Source organism: Rhodoferax sp., from assembly GCF_037143375.1.
Taxonomy (GTDB): Bacteria; Pseudomonadota; Gammaproteobacteria; order Burkholderiales; family Burkholderiaceae_C; genus Rhodoferax.
In genome coordinates, this window is sequence record NZ_JBAWYV010000092.1 from 1 (window position 1) to 12,805 (window position 12,805).

10 protein-coding genes and 1 pseudogene are annotated in these 12,805 nt (G+C 53.8%); 9 read left to right on the forward strand and 2 right to left on the reverse strand.

Annotated elements, in window-relative coordinates; genetic code table 11:
* The 9 genes and pseudogenes from actP to WCG50_RS13200 form a co-directional block, all read left to right on the forward strand.
* Window positions 1-818, forward strand: a pseudogene (gene actP / locus WCG50_RS13160) (cation acetate symporter); the annotation flags it as partial.
* 226 nt (window positions 819-1,044) lie between these two features.
* Complete coding sequence (locus tag WCG50_RS13165; RefSeq protein ID WP_336900059.1) at window positions 1,045-3,039, forward strand: diguanylate cyclase; 1,995 nt, start codon at window positions 1,045-1,047, stop codon at window positions 3,037-3,039.
* A 76-nt stretch (window positions 3,040-3,115) separates the two neighbouring features.
* The gene (locus WCG50_RS13170) at window positions 3,116-5,503 is read left to right on the forward strand and encodes a PAS domain S-box protein (RefSeq protein ID WP_336900060.1); all 2,388 of its coding nucleotides are present in this window, start codon (window positions 3,116-3,118) and stop codon (window positions 5,501-5,503) included.
* The gene (locus WCG50_RS13175) at window positions 5,500-6,132 is read left to right on the forward strand and encodes a response regulator transcription factor (protein ID WP_336900061.1); all 633 of its coding nucleotides are present in this window, start codon (window positions 5,500-5,502) and stop codon (window positions 6,130-6,132) included. Before WCG50_RS13170 ends, WCG50_RS13175 begins: the two co-directional genes overlap by 4 nt.
* Window positions 6,133-6,339: 207 nt before the next feature.
* A complete protein-coding gene (locus WCG50_RS13180) occupies window positions 6,340-7,893 on the forward strand; it encodes a methyl-accepting chemotaxis protein (RefSeq protein WP_336900062.1) in 1,554 nt (517 codons plus the stop codon).
* A 242-nt stretch (window positions 7,894-8,135) separates the two neighbouring features.
* Entirely contained in the window at window positions 8,136-8,510 is a 375-nt protein-coding gene (locus WCG50_RS13185; protein WP_336900063.1) for a response regulator, read from the forward strand.
* On the forward strand, window positions 8,507-8,836 hold the full coding sequence (locus WCG50_RS13190; RefSeq protein ID WP_336900064.1) for a hypothetical protein: 330 nt from the start codon (window positions 8,507-8,509) through the stop codon (window positions 8,834-8,836). Before WCG50_RS13185 ends, WCG50_RS13190 begins: the two co-directional genes overlap by 4 nt.
* A 2-nt stretch (window positions 8,837-8,838) precedes the next feature.
* Window positions 8,839-9,033: a hypothetical protein gene (locus tag WCG50_RS13195; RefSeq protein ID WP_336900065.1), complete on the forward strand. Its 195-nt coding sequence runs from the start codon at window positions 8,839-8,841 to the stop codon at window positions 9,031-9,033.
* Window positions 9,034-9,085: 52 nt separating this feature from the next.
* Complete coding sequence (locus WCG50_RS13200; protein WP_336900066.1) at window positions 9,086-11,194, forward strand: EAL domain-containing protein; 2,109 nt, start codon at window positions 9,086-9,088, stop codon at window positions 11,192-11,194.
* An 11-nt stretch (window positions 11,195-11,205) separates the two neighbouring features.
* Here the strand turns inward: WCG50_RS13200 and WCG50_RS13205 are convergent, their stop codons facing one another.
* Together WCG50_RS13205 and WCG50_RS13210 are read right to left on the reverse strand one after the other, a co-directional pair.
* Complete coding sequence (locus WCG50_RS13205) at window positions 11,206-11,862, reverse strand: 3'-5' exonuclease (protein ID WP_336900067.1); 657 nt, start codon at window positions 11,860-11,862, stop codon at window positions 11,206-11,208.
* On the reverse strand, window positions 11,859-12,805 hold a 947-nt coding region (locus tag WCG50_RS13210; protein WP_336900068.1), incomplete at its 5' end, for a DUF294 nucleotidyltransferase-like domain-containing protein. The genes WCG50_RS13210 and WCG50_RS13205, both read right to left, overlap by 4 nt.

Genomic DNA, 12,805 nt, shown 5'->3' on the forward strand with positions numbered 1-12,805 from the left:
TCTTTACAGTGCCTGATGCCAAGCAAGCGCGTAAATCCGTGCTGTGGGCAACCACTTGGATTGGCTACTTCTACATCCTGATTTTCATCATCGGTTTTGGCGCTATCACCATGGTGTTGACCAACCCTGAAATGGCTGACACAGCCAAGGGCATCATCAAGGGCGGCGGCGGATCGGCCAATATGGCTGCTGTGCTGGTGGCTAAAGCGGTTGGCGGCAATGTGTTCTTCGGCTTCATCTCCGCAGTGGCATTTGCAACGATTCTGGCGGTTGTGGCTGGCTTGACCTTGTCAGGCGCTTCTGCTGTGTCTCACGACATCTACGCTACCGTGATCAAAAAAGGCCAGGCTGACAGCGACTCCGAACTCAAAGTGTCACGTATTACCACCCTCGTCCTTGGCGTTGTGGCGGTAACTCTGGGCATCATGTTCGAGAAACAAAACATTGCCTTCATGGTGTCACTGGCCTTCGCGATTGCTGCATCGGCTAACTTCCCCGTGTTGTTCATGTCTGTGCTCTGGAAAGATTGCACCACCAAGGGCGCTGTTATCGGCGGCTTCATGGGTCTGATCTCCTCCGTTGGCCTGACAGTGGTGTCCCCATCGGTTTGGGAAGCTACATTGGGCAACCCTAAAGGTTCCGCCTGGTTCCCGTACTCTTCGCCAGCCTTGTTCTCCATGACCATTGGTTTTGTGGGCATCTGGTTGTTCTCGATGCTGGACCGCAGCCCGAATGCAGCCAAAGAACGTGCCGCTTACCCTGCGCAAAAAGTGCGTTCGGAAACGGGCTACGGAGCTTCCGGCGCCTCTGGCCACTAAGCACCACAAAGCACGCGGGTTTATCGCCCGCGCGGCTTGAAAAATCAACCGGGCCCAGTGCCCGGTTTTTTTATGCCTGAAACAGACGCACACAAAGGGGCAACTTGGCAGCGAGCACCCAACCCCAGAAGTGCTAAAGTCGTTTTAAATCGATTACTCGCAGAGTAATGTCCGAGAAAAAAACTTGAAAGCAAACTTCTTTCACTGGCGTTCACTAAAAACAAGAGTGACTCTGTTCACTCTGGTTATTTTTCTCGCGAGCCTCTGGTCTCTTTCTCTCTATGCCAGCCGGGAACTGCGCAATGACATGCAGCGCCTGTTAAGCGAGCAGCAGTTTTCAACCATCGCCCTGTTGGCGGACAACATCAATGTTGAAATGGCGAATCGACTGCAAACCCTTGAAAAAGTTGCCAAAGACATTACCCCTGCGATGCTGGGGCAACCCTCAAGCCTTCAAGCCTATCTGGCAGAACGACTGTTACTTCAGGCGCCTTTTGGCGATGGAATTTTTGTTACGCGCCAAGATGGCACCGCCGTGGCTGAACTTCCACGGGCAGCAGGGTTTGTGGGCGTTAACTACAAAGACCGCGACTACATGGTCGCCGCACTGAACTCAGGTCTCTCAACTATCGGGCGTCCGGTGATTGGCAAAGTAACGCATGCACCCATTGTTGCGATGTCTGTGCCTGTTTTTGACCCTCAAGGCAAGGTCATTGGCGCCATTACGGGACTGATTAACCTGGGCGGACCCAATTTTCTTGACACCATGACCCAGGGCCGCTACGGCAAAACGGGCGGCTACCTTATCGTGGCACCGCAGTACCGGTTGATCGTTACCGCCACCGACAAAAGCCGCGTCATGGAAGTGCTGCCGCTACCCGGCGTTAACCCGCAACTGGACCGTTTTGTGAAGGGCTTTGAAGGCTCCGACATTTTCACAAACCCTCAAGGACTCGAAGTACTGGCCTCTGCCAAGAGTATTTCGGTCGCGGGTTGGTACGCAGCAGCCACCCTGCCCACTGCTGAAGCCTTTACCCCCATTCTGGACATGCAGCAACGCATGCTTAACGCCACGCTCATACTCACCCTGCTTGCGGGCCTTCTGGTTTGGTGGATGCTCAGGCTTCAACTTTCGCCCATGATGGATGTGGCAAAAAAACTGGCGGGGGTGTCTGAAAAGGACCATCCCTTGCAAGCTTTGCCGCTTGCCAAGCAAGATGAAATTGGCGACCTGATCAAAGGGTTTAACCACCTGCTCGAAACCTTGGCCTACCGCGAAGAAGTGCTTCGCGAAACAAAGCGTTTTCTCAAGGAGTCACAGAGCATGGCGGGCTTGGGCAGCTATGTGCTGGATGTGCGAAGCGGCTCCTGGAAAAGCTCGGATGTGTTTGACACCGTCTTTGGCATTGATCCAACCTATGAGCGCTCACTGGCGGGATGGGTGGCGTTGATCCACCCGGCAGACCGCGCCATGATGGCCGCGGATTTACAAGACAAGATCCTTGGCCAGGGGAAATCCATCCACAAGGAATACCGGATCATCCGCCAGGGCGATCAAACCGAGCGATGGGTGCACGGATTCGGTCGACTCGAAACGGATGACCGGGGAAATCTGCTTTATCTTCGCGGCACCATTCAGGACATCACAGACCGCAAGAAAATGGAAGAGCATATGCGGCAATTGGCGTTTTATGACCCCTTGACCAAACTGCCCAATCGCCGCCTGATCAACGACCGCCTGAGCCAGACCATGGCAATGAGCAAGCGCAGTGCCTGCCACAGCGCACTGATGTTTCTTGACCTCGACAACTTCAAACCCATCAACGACATCCACGGGCATGACTTTGGCGATTTACTGCTGATTGAAGTCGCGGCCCGCCTGAAAAATTGTGTTCGTGAGATGGACACTGTTGGACGTTTGGGAGGTGATGAATTCGTGGTCCTGATCAATGAACTGGACACACATCAGGAAGCGTCCATTGAGCAAGCCGAACTCATCGCCGAAAAGATACGAATTGCCATGGCCGAACCTTATCGGCTGACCATTCAACACCAAGGGATGGCCGACGTCACAGTGGAGCACCGATGCACCGCCAGCATCGGCGTGGTGGTTTTTGTCAGTGACACAAGCAGCCAAAGCGACATCCTCAAATGGGCCGATCTGGCCATGTACCAAGCCAAAGAATCGGGTCGGAATGCGATTCGGTTTTATCGCTGCTGATTAAATAACTCCATTCAAACTAACCGATTGGGACTATGCTTCCCTAAGTGCATCGGCTTGATGCCACGAAAGCAGCATGACGGCCAACTCAAAATCCATAAAAATGCAGCCCACTGAGGAGATTCTTTCGCCTCAAGACATGCATTTAAAACTGCATGAACTGCGCACCTACCAGATTGAACTGGAGATGCAAAACGAAGAGTTGCGGCGCATACAGGCAGAACTGGAGATCACACGGACGCGTTACATCAACCTCTATGAACTGGCACCGGTGAGCTACTGCACCCTCAGTGAGCAGGGGCATATCTTGCAAACCAATCTTTATGCCAGCGCCATGCTGGGCGTGACGCGCAGCGAGTTGTTATCCCAATCCCTCACGCGGTTTATTTTGCCAGCAGATCAGGATATTTTTTACCAAATGCACCGGGAGATTTTCAAATCAGGGCAACCGGGTTCCTGCGAGTTACGGCTGGTCAAAAATAACGGCGAAGTATTCTGGGTCAGTCTCGCCGCCAGTGCTGCGCCAGACGACGAGGGTAAAAAAATACTACACCTGGCCATCAGTGACATCAGCTTGCGCAAACAAGCCCAGTACGAGCTTCAAACAAGTGAAATTTTCAAACAAGCCATACTGGATTCAATGGCGGCTGAAATCGTCGTCATCGACCGCAACGGCATCATCCTGGCGGTTAATCAGGCATGGCGTCGATTTGCCCAGGTAAACAGTGCTTCACACGAAGAGGCGTTAAGTGGCACAGAGGTAGGTGCCAACTATTTATCTGCCTGTCACCCAGAAAGCCCTGATGGCAGCAAAGAATGCGGACTCGAATCTTTCAACGGCATCAGGGCGGTGCTGGATGGACGACTGACCAGTTTCAACCAGGAATACCCGTGCCATTCGCCACAGGAAGAACGCTGGTTCAGCATGCGAACAACGCCCCTCCAGGAGTCAACGCAACGGGCAGCGGTTATCACGCACACGGACATTACCCGGCGTAAAAAAATGGAAGTCGAGCTGCAAAAAAGCGCAACTCGATTTCGAAATTTGTTCGAAAAAAATTCTTCGGTCATGATGATGATTGCGCCCACCACCGGTGCCATCCTTGACGCCAATGCCGCAGCGGCAGAATTTTATGGCTACTCTCTGGCTCAACTGTCCAGCATGAACATCTCGGAGATCAATAGACTTTCGCCTGAATGCATTCTTCAAGAAATTAAACGGGCATTACTTGAGCAGCGCAACTACTTTGTGTTCGATCACCGTCTGGCCAGCGGTGAAATCAGAACAGTGGAGGTTCACTCAACCCCCATTCCGATGGAAACCGATACGGTTTTGTTTTCAGCGGTGCACGACATCACACAACGCATCAATAGCGAAAAGCAGATTGAACGCCTCCTGCGCGAACAAAACGCCATTTTGGGCAGCCGAATCGTTGGCATTGTCAAAACCAGAAAACGCAAAATAATCTGGTTCAACGAAGCTTTTTCCGAGATGATGGGCTACACCCAGTCCGTGCTAATCGACCAATCCTCCCGACTCTTTTACCAGGACGATCTTTCGTACAACAGCTTCGCCGAGATGGCCGACCCAGTCTTGCTCAGCGGGGATATCTACCGAACGGAAATCCAGTTTCGCCGCAAGGACGGCTCAATGGGATGGTTCAAAATTGGCGGCAGCATGCTCGACCCGCTGAGTACGGAGACGATCTGGGCATTCTCGGACATCACTGAACAAAAGCAGGCTGAAGACTTGATCACCGCCCACAAGGCCGAAATGGAACTGGGCGTATCTCGCCAGCGCTTGCGCGAACTGGCTGCCCAAAACGAGGCAGCGCGGGAGGGTGAAAGAAAACACATTGCACGGGAAGTGCATGACGAACTGGGACAAGTGATGACGGCTTTGCGTATGAAATTTTCACTCTTGGGCATGCGCTTCGGCGCTGTGGTTCCCGAGCTTCTCGATGAAGTCAAGGGGATGAAGGATCTGGTTGACCGCGCCATTCAGGGTGTTCGGAATTTAGCGGTGAATCTGCGACCACCCGCGTTGGACCTGGGCTTGATTCCAGCCATTGAATGGTTGTCAGTCGAATTTACAAAGAACACTGGGTTGGCATGCCAACTCCATTTGCCGGCAGAAAACATTGATTTCGACGAAGCCCGGGGCATTGTGGTGTTTCGCATCGTGCAGGAATCGCTGACCAACATCAGCCGTTACGCCCAAGCCAGCCAAGTCGACATCAACCTCAGCCGCCATGACAATCAATTGCGTTTGCAAGTCCGCGACAACGGTTGCGGCTTTGACCTGAAGGCCGCGGCTCAAAGAAAATCATTCGGTCTGCTCGGCATGCGAGAAAGGGCGATCGCCCTGGGCGGACGTGTGGAAGTTTGCAGCACGCCAGGCCAGGGAACCGTGATTGACTTATCCATTCCCATGACCCCCATCACTCCACAAGGCGCAGCATGATCCGAATCGTCATCGCCGATGACCACGCCATTGTTCGCAGCGGCTTGCGACAGATATTTGCACTGGTGCCGGACTTCAAAGTGGTGGGTGAGGCCGCGAATGGCAGTGACGTCTTGGCGCTTGTGCAACAGACGCCCCTTGATCTTTTGCTGCTTGACCTGTACATGCCCGGAATCAATGGAGCGGATCTTATTTCGCGCGTCAAAGCACACCAGCCCAATTTGCCCATCCTCGTACTTAGCATGCACAACGAGCCGCAAGTAGCAGCGAGCGTCCTAAAGGCTGGCGCCAACGGCTACATCACCAAGGACTGCGAGCCTGATATTTTGCTGGAGGCGATTCGCAAGGTGGACGCCCATGGCCGCTACATCTCGCCCGACATGGCCGAAAAAATGGTGTTTGACGCCACCTCAACGGCTACACGGCCGCCGCACTGCTTGCTATCTGAGCGCGAGATGGCTATTTTTCGCCTGCTGACCAGAGGCAAGAGCGTCAACGAGATTGCGACCGAACTGGTCATCAGCAACAAGACCGTCAGCACACATAAAGTAAGAATGTTGGAAAAAATGAACCTTGCCAACCTGGCTGACCTGATGCGCTACGCCATGCAGCACGACCTATTGGGTTAATCCTACAAAGGTTTTTGGCCCAACAGTAGGGCAATTCCTACCCCGTTCCCGCCGAATCTGACCCCAGAACCAGAATCGCCCGATAGCGCGAAACCCTCGGGCCAACAATGATCCGTTCATGTTAATGAAACTGCTTATTGTTGAAGATTCAGACACGATACCGAGTCACAACAGTACGGTGCAAGTGCTAGCGGACAGGAATCAAAAATGAAAATATGGGTCCAACTCCTCGCAACTATTGGCGCGGCACTTCTAGTTGTTTGGTCGGGCGTGATAGTTTGGCAAGGCGCTGTTTACAGAGATGCAGCCCTCAAACAAGCGGGCGATTTCTCGCTCAACATGCACAACGCCACCATGGCGGGACTCACGGGCATGATGGTCACCGGAACCGTGGCGCAAAGAGATGTGTTTCTTGATCAGATCAAACAATTTGGAACGATTCGGGATGTCCGCGTCCTGCGGGGAGATAGCGTCATCAAGGCTTTTGGCGCTGGCACCGCCAAAGACGACAGCAACCCGGATGAGCTTGAAAAACAAGTGCTTTCAAGCGGCAAGGAAATTATTCAGGTTGAAAGCGACAGCAAGGGCGAGTATCTGCGCACGGTTCGCCCAGCGCTGGCATCCAAGAATTATCTTGGCAAGGATTGCACGCTCTGTCACCAAGTTGCAGAAGAAACAGTTCTTGGTGTTATCAGTATGAAAGTGTCACTCGACCAGGTCAATGCCAACCTGGCTGACCAGCGTTTTAAGTCTATTTTGGCAGCCCTCATCACTTGCATTCCTGTGTTGATGTTGATCTACCCATTCATTCGCAAAGTCATCACTCGGCCTCTGGAACGTGGCATCGAAGTGGCGCGAGATATTGCAGACGGCGACCTGACACAACAAATCATGGTGAATGCCAACAACGAAATGGGCGCCCTACAGCAAGCCCTAAAAGACATGAATGAAAGCTTGGTACATATCGTTAGCCAGGTACGAGAAGGCACCGAGTCCATCTTTACCGCATCGAGTGAGATTGCCCAAGGCAATCTGGACCTGTCCGAACGTACTGAATCGCAAGCAAGCACACTTGAGAAAACTGCATCCTCCATGCACGAACTCACCCACGCAGTCACCCAGAACGCCGATAACGCCAGAAAGGCCAGCCAACTCGCCCGATCAGCCTCGGAAATCGCCATCAAGGGGGGTGAGGTGGTGAGACAAGTCGTAAAAAATATGGATTCAATCCACATGTCAGCAGAAAAAATTGTAGACATCATTAGTGTGATTGATGGCATTGCTTTTCAAACAAACATCCTGGCCTTGAACGCAGCCGTTGAAGCCGCTCGAGCTGGCGAACAAGGACGGGGTTTTGCCGTTGTTGCTTCAGAGGTTAGAAATCTCGCTGGACGGTCAGCGGAGGCCGCAAAAGAGATTAAGGTACTGATTGGAGATTCGGTCGGCAAGGTCAGCGCAGGGAGCAGACTGGTTCATCAGGCGGGCAAAACCATGACTGAAATTGTGGACAGCATTCGCCACGTCACCGACATCATGGGGGAAATTTCCTCAGCCAGCGCTGAACAGACTTCAGGCATTGAATTGATCAATGACGCCATCACCGACATGAACAGTGCGACCCAGCAAAATTCTGCACTCGTCGAGCAGGCTGCTGCGGCAGCGCAATCACTGCAAGATCAAGCCGGTCATCTCGAACAGGTTGTCAGCATCTTCAAACTCGATGAGAAACATCAACTGATATCACTTTCGACACGGACGTGACCGTCCATCCCGCCATCTCTCAATAGCTCGGATTTTTCTATTTCTTTGGGGCGCAGCGCAGACGCACTTGGGGCTTTGGACGCATCGAAACGAAACCCGCTCAGCAGGAAGCCATATTTCTCTTTTTATAGGCAACTGCACGAGTAGGGCAATTCCTACCCCTTCCCCGTTGAATCTGACCCCAGAACCAGAATCGCCCGATAGTGCGAAACACCCGGATCGACCATGATCAGTTCATGTTAATGAAACTGCTTATTGTTGAAGATTCGGACTTGATCCGTGACGGCTTAATGGGATTATTCGAGGGCATGCCGGGCGTGGGGTCCATCAAGACGACCGACACCTTGGGCCAGACGCTTCAGGTTGTGTCGCACGAATCACCCACGATGGTAATTCTGGACCTTCATTTGCCAGACGGCAATGCCCTCCGGATCATTCCTTTACTGAAGAAGTTGGCCCCAGCGATGCTGATCGCAGTCCTCACCAACGATGCCAACGACTACAACCGCCAAAAATGCCTTGCCGCAGGCGCCGACTGGTTTTTTGACAAATCCATCGAGTTTGAAGCCCTGCTTGAAACTGTGCAACAACACACTCACGAAACAGAGCTTCCATGAATAAATTCAAAATATCTGCGCGGCTCGTTCTATCAATCGGTTCGCTCTTGCTATTTCTTGTCGGCGTTGGTCTGATCGCAGAGATCAGCGCCAACAGTGCCGAAGCAGAAGAAAACATCGCCTCCATCAGCAAGGTATTGACCTTGTGCATGTTAGGCGCGCTGTCTCAGGATGAGCCAAAGCTTGCAGCCTCCAACCGGAATGTCCAAACACAGGACCGGATACAGACCGTGTCCATCTCCAAACTCGAGGGTCAGCCCTACGACCAGTCTCAGCGCCCAAATACTCAACGCACTAAACGGCCGATGTTGGCCTGGGAAGTATGAACATGCTTAACACCACACCCACCCGCACTACATCCACCTCCATGGAGGACCTTGTCGCCGACTTGCATGCCATGCGAGACGCCATGCTGGAGTTGTCGCTCAGCTTGAAGGACATGCAGTTTTACTCAGATCCCGACAAGCTCACGCGGGCCATTGATGACGCCAGCATGCTGATAGAAAGAACCCAATCCAGGTGACGGGTCCGATGCAGCATTTTCATATTTGCCGAGTAACCATTCCCTCTCAATCATGAGTAACACCTGTACGGGTTTGACGTTGACGCCAGCCGTCACCGAGCATGCCATTCTGGACGCTGTGGCGGCTGAAATTGCGGTTCTTGACCACAACGGCATAATTTTGGCTGTTAACGCTGCCTGGCGAAAATTTGCGATTGTGAATGGACTTGAGCCCGGCGTGCAGGCGCCCTGCACCGATGTCGGCACCAACTATTTTGGGGTGTGCGGCGCCATCCCCGACGCTCCCGCAGAAGACGAATTGGAGGCCAGCCTGGGCATCAGGTCCGTGATCGCGGGGCGTCTGCTCAGTTTCAGTCTTGAGTATCCTTGCGACTCCCCGCAGGAAAAGCGCTGGTTTCGGATGACTTGCCTGCCGTTCGGGCCGAAAGACCACAGCGGCGTCGTTATTACGCACACCGATATCAGCGACCTTAAGTTAGCCGAAATCGGACTCAGCATTGCCGCTACTGCCTTTGAGTCACAAGAGGGAATCTTCGTCACTGACAGCCAAAAAATCATACTTCGGGTCAACATGGCCTTTACGGAGATTACCGGCTATACCCGGGAAGAAGCCGTGGGCCAGACCCCCAATATATTCAACTCCGGCTACCACAATGCCGCTTTTTACGAGGCCATGGGCGAAAGCCTCAAACGCAACGGCTCGTGGCGGGGTGAAATCTGGAACAAGCACAAGAGTGGGGAAGTGTTTCCCGAATGGCTCTCCATCACTGCGGTCAAGGACCGAGCTGGAGTGGCAACCCACTTTGTCGCCTCCTTTGCCGACATCACAGAACGCAAAGCCAGCGAAAACGAAATTCGAAACCTGGCCTTTTACGACCCTTTGACCGAGTTGCCGAACCGCCGTTTGCTGATCGATCGGCTGGCCCAAGCCATGACCACCAGCGTCCGCACGCAAAAGTATTGTGCTCTGCTGTTTATTGACCTCGACAACTTCAAAAAACTCAACGATACGCGTGGCCATGAAGTCGGTGATTTACTCCTTAAGCAAGTCGCCATGCGCTTGAAACTTTGCGTGCGCGCGTGCGACACCGTAGCGCGCATGGGGGGTGATGAATTCGTGGTGGTACTCACCCGGCTGAGCACGAACGAGGCAAGCGCTGCCACCGACATCGCCAAGTTGAGTGAAAAAATACTCGACACGCTCAACCAGATTTACCAAATTGGTCATGTGGCGCATCACAGTACGGCCAGCATTGGCGCCACCTTGTTCAAGGGCCAGCAATTGTCCATTGACGACTTGATGAAGCAAGCTGACCTCTCGATGTACAAAGCCAAGGACGCTGGCCGCAACAGTTATTGCTTTTTCCATGCGTCGATGGAAGTGGCCGTCAACGAGCGCGCCATGCTGGAGGAAGACTTGCGAAAAGCGCTGCAAGAGAAGCAGTTCCTGCTTTACTACCAGGCCCAGGTCGCTAACAAAACCCAGTTGACAGGCGCCGAAGTATTGCTGCGCTGGCAACACCCTGAACGCGGCATGGTGGCACCGGCCGACTTTATTCCCCTGGCCGAAGAAACGGGCTTGATTCTTCCTTTGGGACTCTGGGTACTGAATACCGCCTGCACGCAGTTGGCACGCTGGGCCGATCAAGCCCACATGGCGCACTTGACGCTGTCAGTCAACGTCAGCGCTCACCAGTTCAAGCAAGCTGATTTTGTCGACCTGGTGCTCACCACACTCAAGGAAACAGGCGCCAACCCCGCGCGCCTGAAACTGGAGCTAACCGAAAGCATCCTGGTTGAAAACGCCCCTGAGATCATCCGAAAAATGAAGGAACTGAAGGTGCAGGGCGTGTGTTTTTCACTTGATGATTTTGGAACCGGCTACTCCTCGCTGTCATATTTAAAGAGCATGCCACTGGACCAACTGAAGATTGACCAGTCTTTTGTGCGCAACATTCTGAGCGATCCCAATGATGCCGCCATTGCCCAAACCGTGGTGGCGCTGGCGAACAGTCTGGGCCTGGGCGTGATTGCCGAAGGAGTGGAAACCCAAAGCCAGCGTGACTTTTTGGCCCGCCTTGGCTGCCATGCCTACCAGGGCCATTTTTTCAGCCGCCCACTGCCAATTGAGAGTTTTGAAGCCTTTGTGCAGGAGGCCTGACGCCTGAACCTTCAAGCTATGCGCAATTGGCGCAACTTGATAAAGGCCAGCGCCGCCATCACCGCGTCATTGAGGGCGTCGTGCGCCTCACGCTGTGGTAAATCGAGGTCACGCATCATGGTGTCAAAGCGCAGATCGATGTCGTCATTGTCGAGATGGCGAATGCGATCGAGTTGCTTGTATTTGTAGTCGTAGTACAAAGATGAGACTTCAATCTTGGGCTGCGGCAGGCCCTGACCCAATATCGGCCAGATTGCACGGTTGAGCATGGAGACGTCAAACTGCAAAAAATACCCGACCAACGGCCGACTGCCAATGAAGCGCATCAACTGCTTCATGGCTTCGTCAATGGGGAGCCCTTGCGCCACATCGCGTTCACGCAGTCGGTGCACACGCACGCTTTCAGGGGAGATCCCGCGCTCGGGGCGCACCAGCAACTCAAGCCGCTCACTGGTCATGATGCGGTTGCCCACAATGCGCACCGCCCCTATGGAGATGATCTCGTCAGTGCGGGTGTTCAAGCCGGTGGTCTCACAATCCAGCGCCACCCATTCGTTCGCAGGTGCCGGGTCAAACATGAAACGAAAAGACGCATCGCCCAAGTGGTAGATCAACCACTCACGCTTGAGTTTTTGCCACAAATTCAAGGAGGAAAGCGGGGTATTCACGCAACAGCTTCCAGATGAAAGCGATGGCGCAGCAAGACTTTAAAGCGCTTGACCACGTTGAGCGTGTCTTTGAGCAAGTCGCGGTCCAGACTGCTCAGTCGCGCCACATTGATGTCACCCGTCACGGGCTTGTCCATGTCGATCTCGGTCAGGCCGGCTTTGAGCTTGAGCCCCATGAAAAAGTGCAGGCTGTCAGTCAGGTCGGTGCCCATGTCTGCGTCCAGTTTGCCCGCAGCGACCAGTGCCGTGATGCGCCCAACCGTATTCACCTCGGTGATCCGGTTGGCCAGCGCCAGCGCACGCACGCCATGCACCAGCGGGAAAATGCCCTCTTTTTTAAGGTTGAGCTGCTGATCGGCATCACCCTTGCTCATCAGGCGATTCCACCAGGTTCCACTGCTGCCAAAGGAGTCAATGGCCGAGGCAAACCGGCTCATCATGACGTCGTTGCCGGTGGCCAGCGCCATCAAGCCCGCCTCCACGGTTTCCAGCAGTCGTGCATCGCCGCAAACGGTGTGTGCGTCCATGAAAATGGCCAGATTCATCAGGCTGTCAGGACCCGGCATGATCAGCCACTGCCGCGTCATCTGTCCAAACTCGCTGGCGCTTTTGCGCCACTCGGGGTTGCTGATCATGATGTTGCCCGGACATTCAGGGTAGCCAAAACCGCTCAGCGCCCGAGAAAATTCCTGGCAAATTTCTGCCAGATTGGCAGGGGGCGTGTAGTCGTCCTGAAGGATCAGCCCGTTGTCTTGGTCGGTTTTGAGCAGTTGCTCACCCCGGCCCTCGCTGCCCATCACAAACAGGCAACTCCGTGCTACTAGCTCAGGCGGAGCAATCAATGCCCAGGCTCGCTCAAACAGGCGCGCATTGAGTTGTTGCACCAACCGGGCGATCAGGTGAATGCGCGAGCCACTGCGGTAAAGCGTGGCAATCATGCGGG

Coding starts and splice junctions, on each gene's coding strand:
- WCG50_RS13170 (WP_336900060.1), top strand. CDS start 3,116: ATGACGGCCAACTCAAAATCCATAAAAATGCAGCCCACTGAGGAGATT.
- WCG50_RS13175 (WP_336900061.1), top strand. CDS start 5,500: ATGATCCGAATCGTCATCGCCGATGACCACGCCATTGTTCGCAGCGGC.
- WCG50_RS13180 (WP_336900062.1), top strand. CDS start 6,340: ATGAAAATATGGGTCCAACTCCTCGCAACTATTGGCGCGGCACTTCTA.
- WCG50_RS13185 (WP_336900063.1), top strand. CDS start 8,136: ATGAAACTGCTTATTGTTGAAGATTCGGACTTGATCCGTGACGGCTTA.
- WCG50_RS13190 (WP_336900064.1), top strand. CDS start 8,507: ATGAATAAATTCAAAATATCTGCGCGGCTCGTTCTATCAATCGGTTCG.
- WCG50_RS13195 (WP_336900065.1), top strand. CDS start 8,839: ATGCTTAACACCACACCCACCCGCACTACATCCACCTCCATGGAGGAC.
- WCG50_RS13200 (WP_336900066.1), top strand. CDS start 9,086: ATGAGTAACACCTGTACGGGTTTGACGTTGACGCCAGCCGTCACCGAG.